The organism is Sphingomonas chungangi (assembly GCF_013778325.1).
Taxonomy (GTDB): domain Bacteria; phylum Pseudomonadota; class Alphaproteobacteria; order Sphingomonadales; family Sphingomonadaceae; genus Solisphingomonas; species Solisphingomonas chungangi.
On record NZ_JACEIB010000026.1, the window covers coordinates 342535 to 366937 of the forward strand.

General features: G+C 66.6%; 25 protein-coding genes and 1 tRNA gene. 10 read left to right on the plus strand and 16 right to left on the minus strand.

What is annotated here, in order from left to right:
• Positions 1-27 precede the first annotated feature (27 nt).
• From HZF05_RS17420 to petA, 3 genes are read right to left on the minus strand one after another with little or no spacing between them, the layout of a single operon-like run.
• Positions 28-888, minus strand: coding sequence for a cytochrome c1 (locus HZF05_RS17420; RefSeq protein ID WP_160363053.1), 861 nt, complete (start codon positions 886-888; stop codon positions 28-30).
• Positions 889-904: 16 nt separating this feature from the next.
• Entirely contained in the window at positions 905-2173 is a 1269-nt protein-coding gene (locus HZF05_RS17425) for a cytochrome b (protein ID WP_160363054.1), read from the minus strand.
• 11 nt (positions 2174-2184) lie between these two features.
• Positions 2185-2778, minus strand: coding sequence for a ubiquinol-cytochrome c reductase iron-sulfur subunit (gene petA / locus HZF05_RS17430; RefSeq protein ID WP_160363055.1), 594 nt, complete (start codon positions 2776-2778; stop codon positions 2185-2187).
• A gap of 199 nt (positions 2779-2977) precedes the next feature.
• Between petA and HZF05_RS17435 the strand changes: the two genes are divergently transcribed.
• The 3 genes from HZF05_RS17435 (at position 2978) to HZF05_RS17445 (ending at position 4999) form a co-directional block, all read left to right on the plus strand.
• Positions 2978-3427, plus strand: a complete 450-nt coding sequence (locus HZF05_RS17435; protein WP_160363056.1) for a tRNA (cytidine(34)-2'-O)-methyltransferase — start codon at positions 2978-2980, stop codon at positions 3425-3427.
• Positions 3424-4278: an oxygen-dependent coproporphyrinogen oxidase gene (hemF, locus tag HZF05_RS17440; protein ID WP_160363057.1), complete on the plus strand. Its 855-nt coding sequence runs from the start codon at positions 3424-3426 to the stop codon at positions 4276-4278. Before HZF05_RS17435 ends, hemF begins: the two co-directional genes overlap by 4 nt.
• 121 nt (positions 4279-4399) lie before the next feature.
• A complete protein-coding gene (locus HZF05_RS17445) occupies positions 4400-4999 on the plus strand; it encodes a GNAT family N-acetyltransferase (RefSeq protein WP_160363058.1) in 600 nt (199 codons plus the stop codon).
• Here HZF05_RS17445 and HZF05_RS17450 read toward each other — a convergent pair.
• Complete coding sequence (locus HZF05_RS17450) at positions 4963-5763, minus strand: hypothetical protein (protein ID WP_160363059.1); 801 nt, start codon at positions 5761-5763, stop codon at positions 4963-4965. The genes HZF05_RS17445 and HZF05_RS17450 overlap by 37 nt on opposite strands.
• Positions 5764-5832: 69 nt before the next feature.
• Here HZF05_RS17450 and lipB point away from each other — a divergent pair, with 69 nt between their 5' ends.
• The 3 genes from lipB (at position 5833) to HZF05_RS17465 (ending at position 7697) form a co-directional block, all read left to right on the plus strand.
• Positions 5833-6501 carry a lipoyl(octanoyl) transferase LipB gene (lipB, locus tag HZF05_RS17455; RefSeq protein ID WP_160363060.1) on the plus strand — a complete coding sequence of 223 codons (669 nt, stop codon included), beginning with the start codon at positions 5833-5835 and terminating at the stop codon, positions 6499-6501.
• 50 nt (positions 6502-6551) lie between these two features.
• Complete coding sequence (locus HZF05_RS17460; protein WP_160363061.1) at positions 6552-6794, plus strand: hypothetical protein; 243 nt, start codon at positions 6552-6554, stop codon at positions 6792-6794.
• Positions 6795-7016: 222 nt separating this feature from the next.
• Positions 7017-7697, plus strand: coding sequence for a hypothetical protein (locus HZF05_RS17465; protein ID WP_160363062.1), 681 nt, complete (start codon positions 7017-7019; stop codon positions 7695-7697).
• Between the two features lie 27 nt (positions 7698-7724).
• On the opposite strand, the gene queE is transcribed toward HZF05_RS17465, so the two are convergent.
• The 6 genes from queE to HZF05_RS17495 all read right to left on the minus strand — a co-directional run bounded on the left by queE (position 7725) and on the right by HZF05_RS17495 (position 13410).
• Positions 7725-8354, minus strand: a complete 630-nt coding sequence (gene queE, locus HZF05_RS17470; RefSeq protein WP_160363063.1) for a 7-carboxy-7-deazaguanine synthase — start codon at positions 8352-8354, stop codon at positions 7725-7727.
• The gene (gene queC, locus HZF05_RS17475) at positions 8351-9049 is read right to left on the minus strand and encodes a 7-cyano-7-deazaguanine synthase QueC (RefSeq protein ID WP_160363064.1); all 699 of its coding nucleotides are present in this window, start codon (positions 9047-9049) and stop codon (positions 8351-8353) included. Before queC ends, queE begins: the two co-directional genes overlap by 4 nt.
• A gap of 39 nt (positions 9050-9088) precedes the next feature.
• Positions 9089-9991 (minus strand): Hsp33 family molecular chaperone HslO, encoded by a 903-nt coding sequence (gene hslO, locus HZF05_RS17480; protein ID WP_160363065.1) that lies wholly within the window; start codon positions 9989-9991, stop codon positions 9089-9091.
• Positions 9992-10145: 154 nt separating this feature from the next.
• Positions 10146-11075, minus strand: a complete 930-nt coding sequence (gene argF, locus HZF05_RS17485) for an ornithine carbamoyltransferase (RefSeq protein ID WP_160363066.1) — start codon at positions 11073-11075, stop codon at positions 10146-10148.
• A 166-nt stretch (positions 11076-11241) separates the two neighbouring features.
• Positions 11242-12426, minus strand: coding sequence for an aspartate aminotransferase family protein (locus HZF05_RS17490; RefSeq protein WP_160363067.1), 1185 nt, complete (start codon positions 12424-12426; stop codon positions 11242-11244).
• A gap of 138 nt (positions 12427-12564) precedes the next feature.
• Positions 12565-13410, minus strand: a complete 846-nt coding sequence (locus tag HZF05_RS17495) for an ABC transporter permease (protein WP_160363068.1) — start codon at positions 13408-13410, stop codon at positions 12565-12567.
• A 59-nt stretch (positions 13411-13469) separates the two neighbouring features.
• Here HZF05_RS17495 and HZF05_RS17500 point away from each other — a divergent pair, with 59 nt between their 5' ends.
• Positions 13470-14162: a GcrA family cell cycle regulator gene (locus HZF05_RS17500; protein WP_160363069.1), complete on the plus strand. Its 693-nt coding sequence runs from the start codon at positions 13470-13472 to the stop codon at positions 14160-14162.
• Positions 14163-14204: 42 nt separating this feature from the next.
• Here HZF05_RS17500 and HZF05_RS17505 read toward each other — a convergent pair whose 3' ends face one another.
• Complete coding sequence (locus HZF05_RS17505; protein ID WP_160363070.1) at positions 14205-14906, minus strand: hypothetical protein; 702 nt, start codon at positions 14904-14906, stop codon at positions 14205-14207.
• 134 nt (positions 14907-15040) lie between these two features.
• Between HZF05_RS17505 and parE the strand changes: the two genes are divergently transcribed.
• The 3 genes from parE to HZF05_RS17520 all read left to right on the plus strand — a co-directional run bounded on the left by parE (position 15041) and on the right by HZF05_RS17520 (position 19663).
• Positions 15041-17029 (plus strand): DNA topoisomerase IV subunit B, encoded by a 1989-nt coding sequence (gene parE / locus HZF05_RS17510; RefSeq protein ID WP_160363071.1) that lies wholly within the window; start codon positions 15041-15043, stop codon positions 17027-17029.
• Between the two features lie 70 nt (positions 17030-17099).
• Positions 17100-18992 carry an NAD(P)-binding protein gene (locus HZF05_RS17515; protein ID WP_160363072.1) on the plus strand — a complete coding sequence of 631 codons (1893 nt, stop codon included), beginning with the start codon at positions 17100-17102 and terminating at the stop codon, positions 18990-18992.
• Positions 18989-19663 carry a GntR family transcriptional regulator gene (locus HZF05_RS17520; protein ID WP_160363159.1) on the plus strand — a complete coding sequence of 225 codons (675 nt, stop codon included), beginning with the start codon at positions 18989-18991 and terminating at the stop codon, positions 19661-19663. Before HZF05_RS17515 ends, HZF05_RS17520 begins: the two co-directional genes overlap by 4 nt.
• A gap of 12 nt (positions 19664-19675) precedes the next feature.
• On the opposite strand, the gene HZF05_RS17525 is transcribed toward HZF05_RS17520, so the two are convergent.
• The 5 genes from HZF05_RS17525 to dapB all read right to left on the minus strand — a co-directional run bounded on the left by HZF05_RS17525 (position 19676) and on the right by dapB (position 24296).
• A complete protein-coding gene (locus tag HZF05_RS17525; protein WP_160363073.1) occupies positions 19676-22078 on the minus strand; it encodes a TonB-dependent receptor in 2403 nt (800 codons plus the stop codon).
• A 153-nt stretch (positions 22079-22231) separates the two neighbouring features.
• Positions 22232-22308: transfer RNA gene (locus HZF05_RS17530), tRNA-Arg, on the minus strand.
• A gap of 53 nt (positions 22309-22361) precedes the next feature.
• Positions 22362-22742 (minus strand): hypothetical protein, encoded by a 381-nt coding sequence (locus HZF05_RS17535; protein WP_160363074.1) that lies wholly within the window; start codon positions 22740-22742, stop codon positions 22362-22364.
• Positions 22743-22795: 53 nt separating this feature from the next.
• Positions 22796-23449: an endonuclease III gene (nth, locus tag HZF05_RS17540; RefSeq protein ID WP_160363075.1), complete on the minus strand. Its 654-nt coding sequence runs from the start codon at positions 23447-23449 to the stop codon at positions 22796-22798.
• Positions 23450-23561: 112 nt separating this feature from the next.
• A complete protein-coding gene (gene dapB / locus HZF05_RS17545; RefSeq protein WP_160363076.1) occupies positions 23562-24296 on the minus strand; it encodes a 4-hydroxy-tetrahydrodipicolinate reductase in 735 nt (244 codons plus the stop codon).
• Between the last annotated feature and the right edge of the window lie 107 nt (positions 24297-24403).

Genomic DNA, 24403 nt, shown 5'->3' on the forward strand with positions numbered 1-24403 from the left:
GCCCCTTGTCTCAGCCTGAGGCTGGTCTCAGTGCTTCTTGCCGTGCCAGATGTTCCGGTAGGCACCGAAAGCCAGCAAAGTCGCGATCACCAGATAGGCCAGCACCGCGAGGCCGGTGCGATGGCGGTTTTCCAGCTTCGGCTCGGCGGCCCACATCAGGAAGGCGGACACGTCGGTCGCCATCTGCAGCTTGGTCGCCTTCGTGCCGTCGGCATAGGTCACCTGACCGTCGGCGGAGAGCGGCGGCGGCATCGCGATGTTGAGGTTCGCGAAATAGGGATTGAAGTGGAGGCCCGTCGGCGTGTTGAAGTCCGGGAATTCCTTCATCAGCGACTTGCCGTCCTTGGTGAAGGTCTTGGCGTCGGCATAGCCCGTCACCAGCGAGGCGATATAGGCCGGTCCGCCCTCGCGCGCCTTCGCCAGCAGCGACATGTCCGGCGGCAGCGCGTTGTTGTTCGCGGCGCGCGCGGCGGTCTCGTTGGCATAGGGGCCGGGGATGAAGTCCGACGGCAGCGACTTGCGGGTCGCGGGCTCGCCGGTGTCCGGGTTCACCGAGGGCGTCTCGGTCGCCCAGCCCTTGGCCAGCGCCTTCACCTCGGGCTTGCTGAAGCCGATCTCCTCCAGGTCGCGGAAGGCGACGAGGCGCATCGAGTGGCAGGCCGAGCAGACTTCCTTGTAGACCTGGAAGCCGCGCTGCAACTGCTGGTTGTCATATTTGCCGAGCGGCCCTTCGAAGGAATAATGGATGTCCTTCGGCGGCAGGTGAAACTCCTCGGACGCCAGATGGGCGGCCGGCGCGCTCGGTGCGGCGATTACCGCGTAGAGCAGCGCGCAGACGAAGAGCAGGCCGACCAGCGGCGCGATCAGCGGAGCGAAAAAGCGAAGCATCGGTTCGTCTCCCTGATCAGGCCGCGGCCGGTGCGGGATGGCCCAGCACGGCTTCGGTGATGGAATTGGGCAGCGGCAGCGGCTTCTCGAACTTCGAGATCAGCGGGATGATGATCAGGAAGTGGGAGAAATAATAGCCGGCGCAGAGCTGGCTGAGCAGCACCACCGTCGGCGTCACCTCGGCCTGGCCGAGATAGCCGAGGAAGAGCACGTCGGCGACCAGCACCCAGAAGAACCATTTGTACATCGGCCGGTAGCTGGCCGAGCGAATGGGCGATCGATCGATCCACGGCAGGAAGAACAGCAGCAGGATCGATCCGAACATCGCCATCACGCCCCACAGCTTCGCGGCGATGCCGAGGAAGTTGCCGGTGAAGGACTTCAGGATCGCGTAGAAGGGCAGGAAATACCATTCCGGCACGATGTGCGCGGGCGTCGAGAGCGGGTTGGCCGGGATGTAATTGTCCGGATGGCCGAGCGCGTTCGGCGCGAAGAACAGCAGCAGCGAGAAGACGATCAGGAAGACGCCGAGGCCCATGCCGTCCTTCGCCGTGTAATACGGATGGAACGGGACGGTATCCTGCGGGCCCTTCACGTCGACGCCTGTCGGGTTGTTGGAGCCCGGAATGTGCAGCGCCCAGATGTGCAGCACGATCACCGCGGCGATCACGAACGGCAGGAGGTAGTGGAGCGAGAAGAAGCGGTTGAGCGCGTCGTTGTCCGGCGCGAAGCCGCCGAGCAACCACATGCGGATCGGATCGCCGACCACGGGAATGGCGGAGAAGAAGCCAGTGATCACCTGCGCGCCCCAGAAGCTCATCTGGCCCCACGGAAGCACGTAGCCCATGAAGGCGGTCGCCATCATCAGCAGGAAGATCACGACGCCGAGCAGCCACACCATCTCGCGCGGCGCCTTGTACGATCCGTAGTAAAGGCCGCGGAAGATGTGGGTATAGACGACGATGAAGAACATGCTGGCGCCGTTGGCGTGGGCGTAGCGGATCAGCCAGCCCGAGTTCACGTCGCGCATGATGTGCTCGACGCTGTCGAACGCCACCGTGCCGTTGGCGGCATAGTGCATCGCCAGGATCACGCCGGTGATGATCTGGATCGCGAGCGCCGCGCCGGCGAGCACGCCGAAATTCCAGAAGTAATTGAGGTTGCGCGGCACCGGATAGCCGGCGCCCACCGCGTTATAGACGAGGCGCGGCAGCGGCAGCTTTTCGTCCAGATAGCGCATCAGCGGGTGCTTCGGCGCGTAATGCTCAGCCCAGGGGAAGCTCATCTGTTCTTACCTCAACCGATCTGGACGCTGGTGGCGGACTTGAAGCTGTATTCCGGCACGACGAGATTCTTCGGCGCCGGCCCGGCGCGGATGCGGCCCGCCGTATCGTATTGCGATCCGTGGCACGGGCAGAAATAGCCGCCGAACTGGCCGCGATTCTCGCCGGGCGTGATGCCGAGCGGCACGCAGCCGAGATGGGTGCAGACTGCCATGGTGATCAGCCAATTCTCGTGGCCGGGCTTGGTGCGCGCGTCGAGCGTCTCGGGATCGCGCAGCGAATCCACGGGGACCGCCTTCGCCTCCTTGATCTCGGCGGGCGTCAGGTTGCGCACGAAGACGGGCTGCTTGCGCCAGGCGACCTTGATGCCCGATCCGGCCTCGATCTTCGCAAGATCGACCTCGATCGAGGCGAGCGCCAGCACGTCGGCCGACGGGTTCATCTGGTTGACCAGCGGGATCACCACCGCCACGCCGCCCACGCCCGCGAAGGCGACGGCGGCGATGTTCAGGAAATCCCGACGGCGGGGCCCCTGCCCCTCGTCATGCTCCGGGCCGATGACCGGGGGGCGCTGGTTGGGATCTTCGGCAGTCTCAAGCGTCGCCATGCAATCAACCCTCGGCAGTCAGACCTAGTCTCTGCCTGGAGGATGACCCCGAAAACCGGCGCTTTGACCCCCAAGCCTAACCGCGCACCGGTGTACCCCGGATTACGCTGCATGGCCTGATAGCCTCCGATTCCAAGGTTTGCCAACCACGTTTTTGTGGCGCTTGCGAAACAGGGGCCGAATGGCCTAGCGGGCGGGCATGCGGATCGCGCTCTTCCAGCCCGAGATCGCCGGCAATGTCGGCGCCGTCCTGCGGCTGGGTGCGTGCCTGGGATTGCCCGTGGACGTGATCGAGCCGTGCGGGTTCGCCTTCTCCGATCGCGCGATGGCGCGGTCCGGCATGGACTATGCTGAACGCCATGCCGCCGTCCGCCACGCCGACTGGGACGCCTTTCTGGGCGTCAGGACCGGCCGGCTGCTGCTGTTCACCACCCGGAGCGCCGTCCGCCTGCCCGAGGTCGCGTTCGAGCCGGACGACGTGCTGCTGTTCGGCTCCGAAAGCTCGGGCGCGCCGGATCACGTGCACGACGTGGCGGACGTGCGCGTCCGCATCCCGATCGCCGCCGACGCGCGATCGCTCAACCTATCCACCGCCTGCGCGATCGCCGCCGGCGAAGCGCTGCGACAGACCGGAGGCTGGCCGACATGATCCCACTCGATTCGGAACAGCAGGCGGCGCGCGGCTGGTTCGAGAGCCTGCGGGATCGCATCTGCGACGTATTCGAGCAGATCGAGCGCGATGTCGGATCGAGCGCCGCGTTCGAATATACGCCGTGGTCGCGGGTCGACACCTCAGGGGAGGATGGCGGCGGCGGGGTGCGCGGCGTCATGAAGGGCCGCGTGTTCGAGAAGGTGGGCGTCAACGTCTCCACGGTCGGCGGCGCGCTCGAGGGCGAGTTCGGCAAGACCATCCACGGCGCCGGCGACGACCCGCGCTTCTTCGCGACCGGCATCAGCCTCGTCGCGCACATGGCCAACCCGCATGTGCCGGCGGTGCACATGAACACGCGCTTCCTCGTCACGACCAAGCGCTGGTTCGGCGGCGGGGCGGATCTCAACCCGCCGATCCCCTACGCCGCGGACACCGCCGATTTCCACGCGGCTTTCCGCGAGGCTTGCGACGCGCACGCCCCGGTCGGCGACTATCTGCGTTTCTCGCAATGGGCGGAGGATTATTTCTTCATCCCCCACCGGAACGTGGCGCGCGGCGTCGGCGGCATCTTCTACGATCATCTCGATGCCGAAGGGCCGGCCTTCGATCCCGCCTTCGCCTTCACCCGCGCGGTGGGCGAGGCCTTTCTGGCCATCTACCCGCAAATCGTCCGCCGCAGGCTGGGCCTGCCCTTCACCGAGGCGGAGGAGCGGCAGATGCTGGCTTGGCGTGGCCGCTATGCCGAATTCAACCTCGTCTATGATCGCGGCACGCTGTTCGGCCTCAAGACCGGCGGCAATATCGACGCGATCCTGATGAGCCTGCCGCCGAGGGCCATCTGGGAATGACAGCCGAACCGACCACGCCGTTCGCACCGAGCGAAGTCGAGGGACGCGCAGCAGGCGCGGGGCTTGGAGCCCGCACTTCGACTTCGCTCGGTGCGAACGGAGTTCTTTGGACTGGCGGAGTATGAGCCTCACCCGCGTCACCGACGGCGAGATCGCCACGATCGTCACCTCGCTTCAGATGCTGGAGCGGCCGAAACCCCGCCCGATGGCGCCCTCCAATCTGCGCCTCGATCGCTGGCGCGAGCCGGCACCGGATCGCTACCGCACGCTCTTCCGCCGGATCGGCGAGCCGTGGCTGTGGTTCTCGCGGCTGGTGATGGACGAGGCGGCGCTGCTGAAGATCATCCACGATCCGACGGTCGAGATCTATGCCGTCACCGACCGTCAGGGCATCGAGATCGGCCTGCTGGAGCTCGATTTCCGCGAAGCGGGCCAGGCTGAGCTATCGTTCTTCGGCCTGGTTCCCGAACTCACCGGCAAGGGCGAAGGCCGCTGGCTGATGGGCCAGGCGCTGGCGCTATGCTGGCGCAAGGGAATCGAGCGGGTGTGGGTCCACACCTGCACGCTGGATCATCCCAAGGCGCTCAATTTCTACCGCGCGCAGGGCTTCGTGCCCTATGCCCGCGCGATCGAGACCTTTCCCGATCCCCGCGTCATCGGCATCCTGCCTCCAGAGGCCGCGCCTCAGGTGCCGCTGCTGAAACCCGCCAGCCTGCGCTGAAGCATCGCCACGAAAACGGTCCACACCGCCCCGAGCGCGGCGCCTATGCAGGCGCTGACCAGCAGGAGAATAAAATCGGTGACCCGGCCCGCGCCGGTGACGCGGCCGACCACCCTGAGCACGGCACCCACCGGCATCGTGATCGCCATCCAGACGAGCGCCTCGCTGATCCAGGCGATCAGGCGTAGCACGAGCATCAGCGGCGCGCGCTCCCGCGTCGCCGCAAGCGTGGCGCGGACGGTCTCCGCGCTGCCGACCTGCCCTGTCGCGATCGTCGCCCAGACCGGCAGGAGCCTCAGCGACACCCAGATCAAGCCGACGAGCGCGGCAAGATACGCGATCAGGGTGAACGGCCCCGGCTTGCCGTGCACAGACATCTCCACGACGCCCACGACGATCACCGGGACCAGCGCGACGACGACGAGGCCAAGCGCCATGAGCGCGACGGCGATACCCGTCGGCACCCGCCGCAACCCGATCTGCAGCGCCTCGCTGACGCTGATCCCCGGACGCGAGGTCAGCGCCGAGATCGACAGCGTGCCCAGCATGCTGAACAGCGCATAGGGCACGATCCACAGCATCCAGGCGCCAAGCTGGGGCTGGCTGCCGATGACCAGCTTGTCAGGCATCAGAAGCGAGAGCACGACCGCCGGCAGCGCGAAGCCCAGCAGCGCCAGTGGGGTGAGGAGCGCAGCCTCCGCCTTGCAGAAAGCCATTGCCTCTTCCCACACCACACCGAGCGGGATCGTCTTGCGTACCGTCATTCTCCCCCTCTAGCAGAGCGCTGCGCGCCGCCAAGCCGCTTGATCGCGGGCGCATCCCACGCCATCTGCATGCGCGACATGCTGGGCGACGACATCGAATGGCGGGTTTCCGAAGGCCTGCTCCCCTATCCCGAGACGCTGGCCGAGATGGAGGCGCGCGCCTCCTCCGTCCACGAGCGGAGTGCGCGCGAGCTGGTGTGGCTGCTGGAGCATCCGCCGCTCTACACCGCAGGGACCAGCGCCGTGGCGGACGAGTTGATCGCACCGGATCGCTTCCCGGTCTATCCGGTCGGACGCGGCGGGAAATACACCTATCACGGCCCCGGCCAGCGCGTCGGCTATCTGGTGCTCGATCTCGACAGACGTGGCCGCGACGTGCGCTGCTTCGTACACAAGCTGGAAACATGGCTGATCGACGCGCTGGCGGAACTGGGCGTTGAGGCGTGGATCGCGGAAGGCCGCGTCGGCGTCTGGACCAGCGCGCACGGCCGCGAGGCGAAGATCGGCGCGATCGGCGTGCGCGTGCGGCGCTGGGTTACACTGCACGGCTTTTCCGTCAACATCGCGCCCGATCTCACCCACTTCGGCGGTATCGTTCCCTGCGGCCTGCCCGACTATCCGGTGACGAGCCTCTCCGACCTCGGAATGGTTGCCGACGTGAAACAGTTTGACGAGGCGCTGCGATCCGGCTTTGAATCCTTCCTGTCTGGCCTCGGTTCGGCGTGCCCCGCCGCCTGACGCGCCGGGCGCCAACCAGGGGCTGACGCCCGACACAGGAACCTTGTCCCATGCGCATTCTCACCAAGATCGCCACCTCCTCGATCGTCATCGTCGGCGCACTGCTGGTCGCCGCCTGCGGCCACAGCGACAACACCGCCACCGCCGACACCAACATGACCAACATGGACACGATGGACAGCTCGACTGGCATGGCCAACGATGCCAGCGCGCTCGATGCGACCGCCAACGACGCGACCGCGACCGACATGAACGGCGCGGCCCCGGCGGATAATGCCAGCAACGCCATGTAAGCATTGCGAGATTTCGCGGTGACGGCGGGGCCGTCCGGGATGCCGGACGGCCCCGTTCGCATATGTGCCCGACCGGCTTTTCCACAGTTTTGCGAGCCTCTGCTGCGCAGCATGGAACCCCTGATCTTGTGGAGCGTCCCCAAATGGTTAAGGCTGTGTGCAGGCGATCCGCCGTTGATGGCGGCCCTGCATCGGCCCTGAGGGCCTGTCGGAGAGATGATGATGAAGTTCGCTTCGCGCCGTGTATCGGTGGCGCTGCTTGGCATTTCGGGATTGCTGTCCGCCCCCGCTTCGGCCCAGCTCTATTGGAAATCGCCCGACTTCCGGGGATTGCCGGTGACGGGCACGGAACCTGGCATCGTCATCCCGCTGCCCGGCGCGACCTCCCAGGAGGTGAATGCCGAGCTGGTCTGGACTCTGCGCGCCGGCCTCAATTTCGCGGCGCTCCAATGCCAGTTCGCGCCGTCGCTGATGACGGTGGCGAACTACAACCAGCTGCTCACCCATCATTCCAAGGAACTGGCGACCGACTACAAGCTGCTCCAGGGCTATTTCAAGCGGACCGCCGGCAAGGGCGCCACGCAGAACGCGATCAATGCGGCCTTCGACAGCTTCAACACGCGATCGTACAGCAGCTTCTCGACCGTCTATGCGCAGCGCGGCTTCTGCCAGACGGCATCGAGCATCGGCCAGTCGGCGCTGATGGAGCCGAAAGGCTCGCTGCAGATCACCGCGCACGCGCGATTGCGCGAGCTGCGCAACAGCCTGCAATATGTCGGCGACATCGATGCCCGCAAGGCGCCGCCGATCCAGCTGGCGATCGATCCGCAGGTGCCCGCCTTTCCACCCACCTGCTTCGACAGGCGCGGCGATCTCAAGAAGAAATGCATGAGCCGGGATTGAAGCCCCGCTCCCCAAGCGGGAGAAGGCTCAGGGAATGCCCAGCATCTTGTGGGTCTGGACCGAAAGCCGCCAGCCGGGATGCTCCATGACATAGCGCAGTGCCTCGGCGCGCCAGGCATCGCGTCCGGCGCCGTCCATCGGCTGGATTAGGAAGTGATCGAAGGCCCAGCCGCGAAAGGCCTCGGGGTCGATCCCTTTCTGCGGCCAGACCAGCTTGAGCTCCTGCCCGGATCGCTGCACCACCTCGGTGCCCGCCTTCGGGCTGACGGTCAGCCAGTCGATCCCGGGCGCGGCGGGCAGCGTGCCGTTGGTCTCCATCGCCACCTCGAAGCCGGCGCCGTGGAGCGCATCGACCAGCGCGTCAGTAACCTGCAGCATCGGCTCGCCGCCGGTCATCACGATCAGCCTGTCGTCGCCGATGTCGCCCCACAGCGCCGACACCTTCGCCACCAAGGCGCCCAGTTCGTAGCGGCCACCCTCCTCACCATCCAGCCCCACGAAATCGGTGTCGCAGAAGGTGCATTGCGCGATCGCGCGATCCTCCTCGCGGCCCGACCACAGGTTGCAGCCGGCGAAGCGCAGGAAAACCGCTCTACGCCCCGCATTGATCCCCTCGCCCTGCAGCGTCAGGAAGATTTCCTTGACCGCGAAGCTCATGGAATCGTGGCGTAGGAGGTCGGGTCCAGCACCCCCGCCTCCTCGAAGCCCTTGTGGCGCAACCGGCAGCTGTCGCACAGGCCGCAATGCTGGCCGCCCTGCGGATCGTAGCAGGACCAGCTCATGCCCGCGTCGAGGCCCAGCCGCATCGCCTCCCTGACGATATCCGCCTTGGTCATGTGCTGGAGCGGCGCGTGAACCTTGAAGCGATCGCCTTCGACGCCCGCCTTGGTGGCCTTGGCGGCGAGGTTCTCGAACGCCTCGACGAACTCCGGCCGGCAATCGGGGTAGCCCGAATAATCGAGCGCGTTGATGCCCAGAAACAGATCGCGCCCGTCGCAGGCTTCCGCCCAGCCCAGCGCCAGCGACAGGAAGATCGTGTTGCGCGCCGGCACGTAGGTGACGGGAATGCCGGGCTGCACGCCCTCCTTCGGGACGTCGATGTCGTCGGTGAGCGAGGAGCCCCCAAAGGCACGCAGGTCTATCGGCAGGACGATGTGGCGATCCGCCTCCAGTGCGGCGGCGATGCGCCGCGCCGACGCAAGCTCGACGAGATGGCGCTGGTTGTAGTTCACGGTGAGCGCGAGCAACTTGTAGCCCTGCTCCTTCGCGATCGCGGCGGTAACCATGGAATCGAGGCCGCCCGAAAGGAGGACGACCGCCCGGCGCGCGCCATTGCTGTGCATGTCTGTCATACCCTTGCGCTACTCCAGAAAGCCCCTCCCCGAAAGGGATCAGGCCGGCGGCATTGCCACCGGGAAGCTTCTGGCACAAAATTCGCAGTCGACGTGGACGAAGCCATGCCCGTCGGACATCTCGGCGCGCTCCTCGGGCGGGAAGCGGGCGATCACCGACTGGATGTGATCGGGCGAGCAGCGGCATCCGCGCGACAGCGAGGCCACCGGCAGGATGCGCACCTCTTCCTCCTCGTGGAACAGGCGCCAGAGCAACTGGTCAAGGCCAAGCCCGATGTCGGTCAGCTCGTCCGCCTGCGCCGTGTTCGCCAGTGCCTCGACATGCTGCCATTCGGGATGATCGAGCTTGGCGTGCAGCCGCTCGCGCCCTTCCTCGCCCTCGGGCAAATGCTGGACGAGAATGCCGCCGGCGACGTGCGTGCCGTCGCCGAGCGTCTTCACCGCCACGCGCACGAGGCTCGGCAATTGCTCGGACTGGGCGAAATAATGCTCGGCGGCATCGGCCAGCGATCCGCCCTCCAGCGGCACGATGCCCTGATAGCGCTCGCCGGTCGTCTCCTGATCGAAGGTGATCGCCAGATAGCCCTTGCCAAACATGGCGAACAGGGAAGGTTCGGCGGGCATCTCGGCAACCTTGTCGGCATCAAACCGCAGATAGCCGCGCATTTCCCCGCCGCGATAGTCGACGACCAGCAGATCGACCGCACCGCCCTGGGTCTGGGCCTGCAGGGTGAGCTGGCCCTCCTCGTTCTTGAGCGTCGAGCCGAACAACGCGGCCAGCACCAGCGCCTCGGCCAGGACCTTGGCCAGTGCGGGCGGATAGGCGTGCGCGGCGAGGATCGCGTCTAGCGCAGGCCCCAGCCGCACCACGCGCCCGCGCGCATGGCGCGACGCGATGGTGAAGCCGAGCGCGGTATCGAGCGTGGCGATTTCGGTGGTCATTCCATCAACATCCCAAAGTCTCAGCCGTTCGGGCTGAGCTTGTCGAAGCCCTGCCCTTCCCTTCACCAAGGAAGGACAGCACTTCGACAAGCTCAGTGCGAACGGTTCAGGGAAAGTCCGGCCGGATATTGGAAGCGAAGGCCGGAATGTCCACTCACAGCTTCCCGAAGCACCACAGCAGAACCGACTTCTGCGCATGGAGGCGGTTCTCCGCCTCGTCCCAGATCGCGGACTGCGGCCCATCGATCACCGCATCCACCACCTCCTCGCCGCGATGTGCGGGGAGGCAGTGGAGGAAAGTGGCGTTGGGCTTTGCCTTCGCCATCAGCTCGGCGGTGACCTGATAGGGCATCATCGCCGCCAGCTTCGCCTCGGCATGCTTCTGGCCCATCGAGATCCAGGTGTCGGTGACGACGATGTCCGCCCCCGCTGCTGCTTCGGCGGCATCGCGGGTGAGCCTGACCTTGCCGCCCCGGTTGGTGGCTGCACCGATCACGTCGACGTCGGGATCGTAGCCCTCGGGGCATGCGGCGACGACCTCGAAGCCCATCAGGCTGCCCGCCTCGACGATCGAATGGAGCACGTTGTTGCCGTCGCCCAGCCACGCCCATTTGGAGCCGGCCAGCGATCCGCGCCTCTCGATCACGGTCTGCATGTCCGCCATGATCTGGCAGGGATGCGAGGCGTCGGTGAGGCCGTTGATCACCGGCACCGTCGCGTGGCGCGCCATCTCGACGATCTTGGCGTGATCGTCGGTGCGGATCATGATCGCGTCGACCATGCGGCTGAGCACGCGCGCGGTGTCCGCCACCGTCTCGCCCCGGCCGAGCTGGGTGGTGCCGGCATCGAGGATCAGCGTGGTGCCGCCGAGCTGGCGCATCGCCATGTCGAACGAGACGCGGGTGCGGGTGGAGTTCTTCTCGAAGATCATCGCCAGCGTGCGGCCTTCGAGCGGGCGATCGGGGTCCGGCGCGCCCTTGGGCAGCGTGGCCCGGGCGGCCTTGCGGGCCTTGGCATCGGCCAGCATCGCGGTGATCGCGGCGGTACCGGCATCGGAGAGGTCGAGGAAATGGCGGATGGTCATCTCAGGCCACCTTCAAAAAGCATCCCGTTCGCGCTGAGGAGCCGCTGAGCCTGTCGAAGCGGCGTCTCGAAGCATGTTACGCAACACCCTTCGAGACGGGCCTTCGACTTCGCTTACGCTCCGCTCAGTCCCTCCTCGGGGCGAACGGGGTGGGGTTTCGTTCAGGTCAAGCCGGCGGCGTGTAGCTCCGCGCGGCTTCGGACATCAGCCCGGCGAACTCGTCGATATGGCTCTGCTCGATGATCAGCGGCGGCAATACGCGCACGACATTGTCGCCCGCCGCGACCAGCAGCAGCCCGTGCTTGTCGCGGGCGTGGGCTACGAAGGCGCGACTGTCCGACTTCATCTTGACGCCGAGCATCAGGCCCATGCCGCGCACGCTCTCGAACAGATGATCGTGGTTGGGGATCAGTTGCTCCAGCGTCGCGCGCAGGCGCTCGCCGGTGGCCTTGACCTTCTCCATGAAGCCGGGTTCCAGGATAACGTCGAACACCGCCTGCCCCGCCGCCATCGCCAGCGGGTTGCCGCCGTAGGTGGAGCCGTGGGTGCCGATCACCATGCCCTTGGCCGCCTTCTCGGTAGCGAGGCAGGCACCCATCGGGAAGCCGCCGCCGATGCCCTTGGCGGATGCGATGATGTCCGGCTCGATGCCGTATTGCTCGTAGGCGTAGAGAGTGCCGGTGCGGGCGACGCCGCACTGCACCTCGTCCAGCACCAGCATCAGATCGCGCTCGTCGCAGATCTTGCGCAGGCCCTGCAGGAACTCCTTCGAGGCGGGACGGATGCCGCCCTCACCCTGCACCGGCTCGACCAGGAAGCCGGCGGTGTTGTCGTCGACCAGCGCCAGCGCCGCCTCGAGATCGTCGAAGGGCGCGTATTTGAAGCCGGGCAGCAGCGGCTCGAAGCCGTCGCGCATCTTCTCCTGGTTGGTCGCCGAGATCGCGCCCAGCGTCCGTCCGTGGAAGGCGTTGTTGAAGCAGATCAGCGTGTTCTTGTGCGGGTTGCCGCTGGCGAAGTGATAGCGGCGCGCAGTCTTGATCGCGCACTCCACGGCCTCCGCGCCCGAATTGGTGAAGAACACCGTGTCGGCGAAGCTGTTGTCGACCAGCCGCTGCGCGAACGCCTCGCCCTGCGGGCTGCCGTAGAGATTGGAGACGTGCATCAGTGTCGCCACCTGGTCCTGCAGCGCCCTGGTGTAGCTCGGATGGCCGTGGCCGAGCAGGTTCACCGCGATGCCGCTGGCGAAATCGAGGTAGCGCTCGCCATTCTCGCCGAACAGATAGGCGCCTTCGCCTCGGACCGGACGCACGCCACACCGCGGATAGACCGGCATGAGAGGCGTGATGGTCATGGCAGGCACTCCTTCTTCGTATCGTGGAGAACGGCTCCGGGAACGCAAAAAGGCGGCCGTGGGCGGCCGCCTTGTTCTAGGAAAGCGCCTCTAGCCCCGGGCGAAAGGGAGCGCAACCCCGCTCCCTTTCGAAGGGGATCAGTTCTTGATCTTCCAGCCCTTGCGCAGCAGCACGTAGCACAGCACGCCCAATGCTACGTTGATCGCCAACAGCACGACCGCGCCAAGCTCGACGGTCGAATCGGCGACGCCGAGGAAACCGTAGCGAAAGCCCGAGATCACATAGAAGATCGGGTTCAGGTGGCTGATCGCCTGGAAAGCGGGCTTGAGCTTGCTGATCGAATAGAAGGTGCCGGACAGCAGAGCCAGCGGCTGCACCACGAAATTGGTGACGGCGGCGGCGTGATCGAACTTGTCCGCCCAGATCGAGGTCAGCACGCCCAGGAACGCCAGCAGCAGCGATCCCATCAGCCCGAACCAGAGCACCGCGAGGATGTTGGCGGGCATCACATGCACGCCCGGCCACAGCGCCATCGCCACCCACAAGGCGGCGCCGACGAGAAATGCCCGCGTCACCGCCGCCAGCGTCAGCCCGGCGAGCAGCTCCGAGGTGGACAGCGGCGGCATCAGGTAATCGACGATCGTGCCCTGCATCTTGCCCACCAGCAGCGAGAAGCTGCTGTTCGCGAAGGCGTTGGTCATCATGCCCATCACGATCAGCCCCGGCGCCACGAAATCGGCGAAGGGACGGGTCGTCGCGCCCACCGGAACAGGCGCGCGCGCGCCCAGCGCGACGGTGAAAATCACCAGATAGAGCAAGGTCGTGATCGCCGGCGCCCAGATCGTCTGAAGCTGGACCTTGAAGAAGCGCCTCACCTCCTTCACATAGAGCGTGCGCAATCCTCCCCAGTTGACCTGTCTGATCACGGGCTCGCCCGGGGGGGAGAATATGGGCTGCGTAGTGCTGTGGGGCTGGTCGAGCATGAGCCGCGACCTAAGCCTCCGGTGCCGCCCCCGCAAGGGATACGGAGTAGAAACAAACGATGTCGTGGACGGACGAGCGGATCGACAAGCTCAAGAGCCTGTGGGGCCAGGGCCATACCGCCAGCCAGATCGCCGACGAGCTGGGCGGCGTCAGCCGCAACGCGGTGATCGGCAAGGCACATCGCCTCGGGCTTGAGAGCCGCCCGTCGCCGGTGAAGGGCAACGAGGACGCGGGCACGCCCGCTCCGGCGCCCGCCGCGCCGCGTGAGGCTGCGCCGGCGCCGGCCCCGAAGATCGAGAAGGTGGAAGCACCGAAACCGCGCCCGGTCGCCGCGGCCGAGCCGCGCCCCGCGCCTGCGCCTCGTCCCGAGCCTGTCGCAGCCGCGCCGGCGCCTGCCGAGCCCAAGCCCGACCAGCCGGTCTATCGCTCGATCGGCCCCGGCGGCTTCCAGCGCCAGCAGCCAGGTGAGCAGCAGTCGCCGATCCCGCCGGCGCCGCCGCGCCGCCTGGTGCCCGCAAAGCCGGCGGCCGAGTTCGCCGACAAGACCTCGCTGCTCGATCTCAACGATCGCATCTGCAAGTGGCCGCTGGGTCATCCCGGCGAGCCGGATTTCCATTTCTGCGGCGATCCGGTGAACCCCGGCTTCCCCTATTGCGTTCAGCATTGCGGCCAGGCCTATCAGGCGCAGATGCCGCGCCGCGATCGGCGCCCACCGCCGCCGCTGCCCTACGGTGGCCCGCGAGTTCGGTAAAATCGTCCGATCCTCCCCCCGCCACATGGGGGAGGATTTTTCTTACGGGCAACTGGCCTTTCCTTCGCGTAGCGTGCGCTCGACCGCCTGCACCATCGGCTCGGCGATCGCCTGGATCATCGTCGCGCGATCGCGCCCCGCGCTGCTGGTCCGCCCGCAGTGCCGGCTGGCGAAATGGTGGGTGACGCCCCAGTCGACCGCTACTCGAGTCAGACCGTCCGGACCGCCCTCCTCGTCCACCCAGCCGTCGATACGGACGTCGCGCGCACGCCGCCCGCCGATCCGGTCGCGCCAGGTCGCGTTGATGTCGCGCGCCCAGTCGCCGCCGCCGTTCCGCCCGGCCGCGAGCGCGAGCTCGGCTCCGCCGCCTCCCGGGGCCGGGGTGGCCGCGACGCCGGTCGCGTAGCTGTCGATCGCGGCACGGTCCTGCGCCGCCTGGTCGGCGGCCTGCGCGACCTGATCGCCCGCTGCGTGGCCGCCGAACGGATCGGCCCGCGCGACGCCGAAGAAGAGAGTGCCGATCAGCGCCGCCACGAGCAGGCCGCGCAACTGCGACGGCATCGCGGTCCGGCACAGCGTTACGATCATGGCACCCGATGCGAGTCCGAGCGCCGTCAGCACGGGCCACCCTGCCGGCGGTCCTGAGGCGAGCCGCATCCACCCGGCCAGCACCAGACCGGCAGCCCCCGCCGCGGCGATCACCCCCATCCTGCCGATCACCGGCGCTTCATCTCTGGCCAACATGCCGATTACCTCCCGCGCCCGTGATGCGCGCAGCATGGTAAGCAGCCAGTAAGCGACGGCGGGAGATGCATCCGGAACGGATCGAGCACGCGCCGCTTGGCGCGGATGCATCCTCCCGTCTATGCTGCCCCGCGATGGCCAACGACGACGATCTTTTCGCCCCCCCGCCCCGCTCCTCCAACGCGAGCTACGACGCTTCCTCGATCCAGGTGCTGAAAGGGCTGGAGGCGATCCGCCGCCATCCCGGCATGTATGTCGGCGGCAGCGACGAGCGGGCGATTCATCATCTCGTCGCCGAGGTGCTGGACAATGCCATGGACGAGGCGGTCGCCGGTCACGCCAATCGCATTGAGGTGACGCTGAGCGCCGGCAACCGCGTGACGGTGATCGACAACGGGCGCGGCATCCCGATCGACGAGCATGCGGACTTCCCCGGCAAGTCGGCCCTGGAGGTGATCTTCACCACCATCCATTCCGGAGGCAAATTCGCGGCCGGCGGCGCCTATCAGACATCGGGCGGCCTGCACGGCGTCGGAGTCTCGGCCGTGAACGCGCTGTCGATCGAGACGGTGGTCGAGGTCGCGCGCAACAAGGAACTCTACCAGCAGAGCTTCCGCCAGGGCGTGCCGCAGGGGCCACTGGAGAAGATCGGCGCGGCGCCCAACCGGCGCGGCACCTCGGTCAGCTTCGTGCCCGACACCGAGATTTTCGGCGAGCTGAAGTTCAAGCCGCAGCGGCTCTATCGCCTCGTTCGCTCCAAGGCCTATCTGTTCGCCGGCGTCGAGATCCGCTGGAAGTGCGATCCCGCCATCCTGACCGACGACACCCCGCACGAGGCGGTCTTTCAGTTCCCGGGGGGCCTCGCCGATCACCTGAAGGAGCAGGTCGGCGGCCGCGAGTGCGCGACGTCCGATTTCTTCACCGGCCGCCACGATTTCGCCGACGGCCAGGGATCGGCCGAATGGGCGGTGGCCTGGCCGCTCTATTCGGACGGATCGTACAGCTATTACTGCAACACCATCCCGACGCCCGACGGCGGTACCCACGAGCAAGGCCTGCGCGCCGCTCTGGTCAAGGGCATACGCGGTTTCGCCGACCAGACGGGCAACAAGAAGGCCAAGGACATCGCACCCGAGGATGTGATGGTCGGATCCGAGCTGATGCTCTCGATCTTCATCCGCGATCCGCAGTTCCAGAGCCAGACCAAGGATCGCCTCACCTCGCCCGACGCCGCGCGGCTGGTCGAGAATGCAGTGCGCGACCATTTCGATCATTTCCTCGCCGACAATGTCGATCGCGGCAAGGCGCTGCTCGGCTACGTGCTCGATCGCATGGACGAGCGCCTTCGCCGCAAGGCGGAGCGTGACGTCAAAAGGAAAACAGCGACTTCCGGCCGGAAGCTCAGACTCCCCGGCAAGCTGACCGACTGCGCCTCGGATTCGCCCGAGGGCACCGAATTGTTCATCGTCGAGGGCGATTCGGCCGGCGGTTCCGCCAAGCAGGCGCGCGACCGCAAGACGCAGGCGGTGCTGCCAATCCGCGGCAAGATCCTCAACGTCGCCTCGGCGAACAGCGCCAAGATATTGGCGAACCAGGAAATCGCCGACCTGATCCAGGCGCTCGGCTGCGGCACGCGCGATCGCTGCGATGCCAGCCAGCTCCGCTACGAGCGCATCGTCATCATGACCGACGCGGACGTCGACGGCGCCCACATCGCCACCCTGCTGATGACCTTCTTCTTCCAGGAGATGCCCGACGTGGTGAAGAAGGGCCACCTCTTCCTCGCCCAGCCGCCGCTCTACCGGCTGACGGCGGGCGCCAAGTCGCTCTACGCCAAGGACGACGAGGATCGCGCCCGCATCGAGGCGACCGCGTTCAAGGGCAAGAAGGTGGAGGTCGCGCGCTTCAAGGGCCTCGGCGAGATGAACCCCCAGCAGCTGCGTGAAACCACGATGGACCCGAAGACGCGCGGCATGATCCGCGTAACGCTGCCGCAGGAATATGAGGAACGCGCGGCGGTGCGCGATCTGGTCGATCGCCTGATGGGCAAGGAGGCCGCCCACCGCTTCGCCTTCATCCAGGAGAATGCCGCGCGGGTGGACGAGGAGGAGATCGACGCCTGAGACGGTGATTTGACTCGCGCCAAACTGTGATCTTAGATTGCCCTGACAGTATCCGGCGGTGGGGGCTTACATGGCGAGGGACATCACCCGGCGCGATTTCGTGAACGGGGTCGCGGTCGGCGCCGCCGGCCTCGCCTCTGCGAGCCTGCTGGCCGGCTGCTCGCCCTCGAGCAATACCGCCGCATCGGCGAGCGATCCCGCCGCCACCTACCCGCCGCTCCGCACCGGCCTGCGCGGCTCGCATCCCGGCGCGTTCGAGCAGGCGCATGTGCTGCGCGACGGCGGCCATCCCGGCACCGGCAATCCCGTCGATACCGGCGAGCGCTACGATCTCGTCGTGGTCGGCGGCGGCATCAGCGGCCTCTCCGCCGCGCATTTCTTCCGCGAGGCGAAGCCCAACGCCCGCATCCTGATCATCGAGAATCACGACGATTTCGGCGGCCACGCCAAGCGCAACGAGTTTCGCCCGGCAGGTTCTCCCACCCTGCTCTGCAACGGCGGCACGCTGGGCATCGACAGCCCCTATCCGTACAGCGCCGACGCCGATGCCCTGCTCAAGACAATCGGCCTCGACGTCGAGGCGATGAAGGGGATCGAGACCGAGGGCTATTACGCCTCGCGCGGGCTTGGCTTCGGCGTCTTCTTCGACAAGCAGACCTTCGGCACCGACTATCTCGCGACCGGCACGAAGGCGACGCCGTGGTCCGAAATCCTCGCCAAGGCCCCGCTCTCCGACGAGGCGAAGAGCAACATCGCGGCGATCGAGAGCGGCGGCGGCGCGTGGCTCCCCGACCTCACCTCGGCGCAGAAGAAGGACAAGCTCAGCCGCATCTCCTACAAGGCCTATCTGGCCGATTACGCCAAGGCCGATCCGGTGACGCTCGCCTACTTCCAGCCACGCTCGCAGGGATGGTGGGGGGTCGGCATCGATGCGATCACAGCGCTCGATGCATGGGGAATGGGTTTCCCCGGTTTCGAGGGGCTGAAGCTGGATAAAGGCGGCACCGAGCGCATGGGATTCACCCCGCGCGGCTATGCCGACACCGGTGGCAGCTACACGCTCCATTTTCCGGACGGCAATGCCACCATCGCCCGCCTGCTCGTCCGTTCGCTGATCCCCGATGCGTTGCCCGGCAAGGATGCGGCCGATAGCGTGCTTGCGCAGGCCGACTACAGCCGACTCGACCGGCCCGAGCATTCCGTCCGCATCCGCCTCTCGTCGATCGTGGTCGCGGTCCATCATGTCGGCACACCCGATACCGCGCGCGAGGTGGAGATCACCTACGTCACCGGCATGGATCTCAAGAAAGTCCGCGCCGCCCAGGTCGTCATGGCCAGCTGGAACATGATGATCCCCTATATCGTCCCCGAGCTACCCGATCCACAGAAGGCCGCATTGCACGATCTGGTCAAGGCGCCGCTGGTCTATACCTCGGTGGAGCTCGCCAACTGGCAGGCGTTCGACCGGCTGAAAATTCATCGCGTCTCGGCGCCCGGCTGCTATTTCACCGATTACGGGCTGAACGAGGTGGTGGATGTCGGCGGCTATTCCACACCGCGCGATCCCTCCAAGCCGACGATCGTGCGGATGGAGCACGTTCCCTGCCAGCCGGGCCTCACCGAGTTCGAGCAGAACCGCGCGGGCCGCATGGCTTTGCTGCAAACGCCCTTCGAGGAATATGAGCACCATGTCCGCGACGAGATGGGCCGGGCGCTGGCCGGGGGCGGCTTCGATGCGGATCGCGACATCACCGGCATCACCGTCAACCGCTGGCCGCATGGCTATGCGCCCGAGTTCAACCCGATGTTCGAACCGGTCCTGCCCGAAGACCAGCAACCCAATGTGATCGCCAGCAGAAGATTCGGCCGCATCGCGATTGCCAATGCGGATTCGGGTCGCGGAGCCTATACCAGCGTGGCGATCGATCAGGCGCACCGTGCCGTAGGGGAGCTGTTGAGCTGAGCAAGACCGACGACGCCAAAGTCAACGAGCGCGAGCAGGAAGGCGAGGCGACGCTCCGCGCCGGCGTCTATGACGAGCTGCGCCATCGCCTGATCACCGGTCGCATCGCGCCGGGTCTCGGCATCTCGACGCGCGGCCTCGCGCAGCAACTCGGCGTCAGCCAGATGCCGGTGCGCGATGCCCTCTCCCGCCTCGCCGCTGAGGGTGCGGTGGAGATCCGCTCCAAGCGCAAGATCATCGTGCCGGTGATGACGCCCGAGCTGCTGGAGGAGGTGATGCATTGCCGCCTCCTGCTGGAGCCGGAAGCCGCCGCCCTCGCCCTCCCCGCGATCGACGCCAAGCTGGTCCGCCAGCTGCGCGCCGCCGATGCCGCGATCGATGCGGCAATCGAAAGCGGCGACGTCAACAGCTATATGGAGAACAACTACGCCTTCCACTTCCTGATCTACCGCGCGCGCGGCCAAGGCGTGCTGACGCGGATGATCGAGACGTTGTGGATGCGCTTCGGCCCGCTGATGCGCGTCGTCTATGGTCGGGTCGGCACAGCCCGGCTGGTCGACCAGCACCAGCAGGCGCTGGATGCGATCATGCGCGGCGACGCGGCCGGGCTGGCCGAGGCGATTCGCGCGGACATCGGCGACGGCCGGGGGCTGATCGACGTCGAGGAGTAGACCCGGCGACGGTCAGTGAAAGCGCTTGCGCAGCGTGATCCGGAAGGTCCGCCCCGTGGGGTTGAGATAGGATTCGCTGTAGGCAGAAGGCACCACGCCATTGGCATCGTGCACCGTGGCATGCGCGCCGAGGATATTGTCCGCCGAGATATTGAGCTTGCCGCGCAGGAAGGGCAGCGCGCGGCTCAGCCAGCCGATCTCGGTCATGTTGATCTGGAAGCGCAGATCGAGCGTGACACCCTGCGAAAAGCGCAGATCCTCGTCCGCAAGCGGCCCCGCCAGGATATGCGTCGGCGCCTGCCAGTGCGCGTTGATGTCGGCGCTCCAGGTGCGGGTGGCGACCGTCGTCTGCAGCTCCAGCTCGTGGCGCGGCGTGCCGCCCATGTCGCTGATGAAATCGCCGTCGAGCAGGTTCAGCCGGGGCGATCCCTCCTGCAGACGCACGTCATCCTGCAGGCGCCAGGTATCGTATAGCGCGATCTGGAACTGGTCACGCGCGATCGGCTTGCCGCCCCGCCCCGGGGCCGGGTTGGCAGGGCCGAAGGCAGTGGAATAGTTGAGCCCCCAGCGGATACGCTGCTGATCGCGCGAGCCGAGATTGACGGGGCGGTCATCGACGGCCGTCAGATAGCCGTCGGCGTTGCGCGTGAACAGTTGCGGAAAGACGGCCTCGGTCTCGGCAGTGGCGGCGGTAACGCTGAAGATCGGATCGTGGGTGTGCTCGATCGTATATTCGGCCGAGAGCTGGAGATTGGCGAGCGGCGTCACCTGCGCGCGGATATCGGCGATCCGCGATCGCTGCCGGTCCAGCGCGGCGTTGCCGCCCAGCATCTGCTGGACGATCGAGGTCTGGCCGGTGACGAAATCGAATTCGCGCAGGTCCGGCGTGACGAGCAGCCCCTGGGCGAGTTGCAGCAGATCGGGCGCCTGCTCCTCGCGCCGCACCGAGGCGACGATCTCGACAAGCTTGATCGGCGCCCATTGCAGGCTCGATCCGATCGTGGAGAGCGTGCCGAAGTCGGACAGATGCCGCACCTCGCCATTGATCCCGACCGAGAGCTTGCCGATCGCCGATCGCGCGGTGGTGACCGGCAGATCGAGATTGGCCTGAACATTGCCCTCGTCCCGGTTGCGCGTCTCATATTCGTCCGCGCCCGGCGCCTCGCTGCGGATGCCGGAAAAGGCGAAGCCGGTGCGCAACGAAGCGCTGACCGACCCCGCCGGCAGCGGGAAGAGCTTGCCGTTGAGATAAAAGTCCCCCCTCGCGGTCCGCTGGTCGGTGATCACGCATCCGGCGTCGGCCGGGCCATCGCAATGTTCGGCGAGCATGCCCGGCGACGGCAGCAGGATCGTGTCGAACTGCCCCGGCCCGTCGAGCGTATGGATGGCCCGCGTGGTATCGTCGAGCTTGCCGACGAAGGACCAGTGCCAGTCGCTGTCCAGTTTACCGTTGAGGGTCAGGCTGGTCTGCGCGTCGACCGTGCGATCCGACCGGTAACGGGGGCCGGAGATGAGGTTGGGCGAACCCTGCGCGATCAGCAGATCCCCATCGCCGTCCGACAGGCCGAGCCGGCTCTGAAGCGCGTCGAGATCGAGCCGCCCGGTAAGGTCGGCGGTCAGTCCGCCGAATTGTTGCGTCGCATCGCCGCTGATCGTCAGGTCGTCGCTCTGCGTGGCGAGCGTATGGGCGGACACGGAAGCATTTCCGGCCGTTTCGAGGTCGCCGAGCGTCGTGGCGGAATAGATCGGGTCCTGATGCGCGTAATCGAGATCGAGGTTCCAGTGCGAATTCTCGCCGATCCGCAGCAGGTCGGCCTTCGCCCGATAGATGCCGCGCCAGTTCTCCGGCGCTGCGGTGTAGCGGCCGAGCAGGGTCAGCGCATGGTAGTTGGTGCGCAGGACGACGTTCACGACCTTCTGGTTCGCGTCGTAGCCATATTGCAGCGCGACCTTCTCGGGGAAGACCTCGATCCGGCGGATGGCTTCGGGCGGCAGATCCTTGATCGCCGAGAAGCCCGCGATGCGCTGCCCGTTGACCAGCACGATCGGCGTGCTGGCGCCCTTGCCGGAAGCGCTCTCGCCATTCTTGAGCTCGGGCGCGAGAACCTCGAACACCTCGTTCAGATCGGCGGCGCCCAAGGCGGAGATCGCCGCCGAACCGATCGTGACCTGCGGCGGTATGTCGGTCGCGACGGCGCCGTGCTGCTCGTGCGCGGTGACGAGGATCTCGTCCTTCGCCGCCTCGGCAGCCTCGGCCGCATCCGCCTTCGAGAAGGAATCGCTGGAGGCAGGCGGCGCTGCCTGCGCACGCGCCTGCACCACACCCGTCGATCCGACCAGCAGGAACGCCATGCCGCAGCAGCAGGGAAGCCCGGCGGCCGTCATCGCCCGCCGATACACGCCACTCTTCTTCACGCAGGCTCCGCTTGCCGCAAGGTTCCGGTCTTCGCACGCCGGACAAGCGCCGCGCAGCCATCGCGGTGCGCTTGGGCCGCAGAAGGTGTCGGCGAATGTGCGCCGACCTTAACTTTTCGTCATGTTGGAAAGCAGCCTTCGCATCAGGCCTATTGGCGCACCCGACAGGATTCGAACCTGTGGCCTCTGCCTTCGGAGGGCAGCGCTCTATCCAGCTGAGCTACGGGTGCCTGCGAGGGCGCTTAGCAGAGCGTTTCATGCCCCGCCAGCCCCTCGCCCGCGCTTATTTCGGCGCGCCGGTGATCGGCTGGAACTGGCCGAGGCCGCAGGACGCACCGCGCATCGGCGGGCTCGAGTGGAGCACATGGATGATGTCCACGTTGCACAGCTGATCTATGCTGGTCTCGTAGCCGAAGCGCTCCTCGAAGCCGAGCTCGGGGCAGCTGTTCGGCAGCTTGTTGCGATAGACCTGCCCGCCGTTCATGTAGAAATCGATCGTGCTGTCGTCGCGAACGCGCGTCTCGCGGATATTGTGGATCGACACACAGCTCACCGGCGGACCGGACGGCTGGATCTTCGCCTCTTCCTCGGGCTTGAGCGGGCGCGCGACGGCGGGGCCGACGAGAAAGGCCAAGAGAGCGGCGGTGACGAAAGGGCGGATCATGGTAACCTGCTCCAAATGTGTTCTGCGAAAATCAAACGCTTCACACGCCCGGTTTATTCCACCGTGTCGGCCGGAGGTGGTGTCTTCGGCCGATAGCGGCAGAGATCGGCGACGGGACATCGCCAGCATTCCGGTTTTCGCGCCTTGCAGATGTACCGGCCATGAAGGATGAGCCAATGGTGCGCGCCGCCACGGAAGGGCTGCGGCGTCACTTTCTCGAGCTTGTCCTCCACTGCGCGAACATCCTTGCCGGGCGCGAGGCCGGTGCGGTTCGAGACACGGAAGATGTGGGTGTCCACCGCGATCGTCTCGTGCCCGAAGGCGACGTTGAGCACGACGTTGGCGGTCTTGCGGCCGACGCCGGGCAGGCTTTCCAGGGCCTCGCGATCCTCAGGCACCACGCCGCCGAACTGATCGACGAGGATCTGTGCAGCGGCGATGACATTCTTCGCCTTGGTATTGAACAGGCCGATCGTCTTGATGTGGTTCTTGAGGCCCGCCTCGCCCAGCTCCAGCATTCTGGCGGGGGTATCGACATCCTCGAACAGCCGCTTCGTCGCCTTGTTGACGCCGACGTCGGTCGCCTGTGCGGAGAGCGCGACGGCGACGAGCAGGGTGTAGGGATTGGTCCACCGGAGTTCCGTCTCGGGCGCGGGATCATCCTCCGCCAGACGGCGGTAGAATTCGAAGATATCGGCCTTTTTCAACGCCTCTTCCCCCCGTTCATCCTGAGCGAAGTCGAAGGACGGGCAGCAGGCGCTGCGCCTGAAGCCCGCACTTCGACTTCGCTTTGTGCGAACGGAGCGGAGATGGCCGGCGTCACAAGCCCAGCACGTCGACCATCGTGTAGCGACCCGGCGCCCGTCCTTCCGCCAGCCACAGCGCCGCCTTGAGCGCACCGCGCGCGAAGATGCCGCGATTCTCCGCGCGGTGGCCGAGCTCGATCCGCTCGCCGTCGGTGGCGAACACCACCTGATGATCGCCCGCTACCGATCCGCCGCGCAGCGAGGCGTAGTAGATTCCCCCCTCCTCCCGCGCGCCACCCTCCATCCGGTCGAGGCGGTTGAGGCCCTGCCCATCGGCGGAGCCACGCCCGATATTGGCGGCCGCGCCAAGCAGCAAAGCGGTGCCCGATGGCGCATCGACCTTTTGGCGATGGTGCATTTCGACGATCTCGATGTCCCAGTCCGGCCCGAGCCTGCGCGCCGCTTCCTCGACCAGCCCGCGCAGCATGTTGACGCCGAGCGAGGTGTTGTAGGTCTGCACGATCGCGATCGACCTCGCCGCCTCGTCGATCAATGTATGATGATCGGGCGAGAGGCCAGTGGTGCCGATCACGATCGGCGTGCCCGCCGCCGCCGCCGCGTCGAGATGCCCCGGCAGCGCATCGGGCGCGGTGAAGTCGATCAGCACGTCGGCCAGTCCCGCCAGTTCGGGGAGGCTGGGATCGCCCTTGTCGACGCCGCCGGCCACGCCAACGCCGGCCGCCTTGGCCGCCGCGTCGATCGCCTGACCCATGCGGCCGTCGAAGCCGAGTATGCCGATGGAAGTCATGGCGTCGCTCCAGGAGCAGATAGCGGTGCGAGGAGAAGGGACATGGTCATGCCTCGCCTCATGGCATCCGATAACCCCCATTGGAAGCGTTCAGAAGCTGTAGGCGC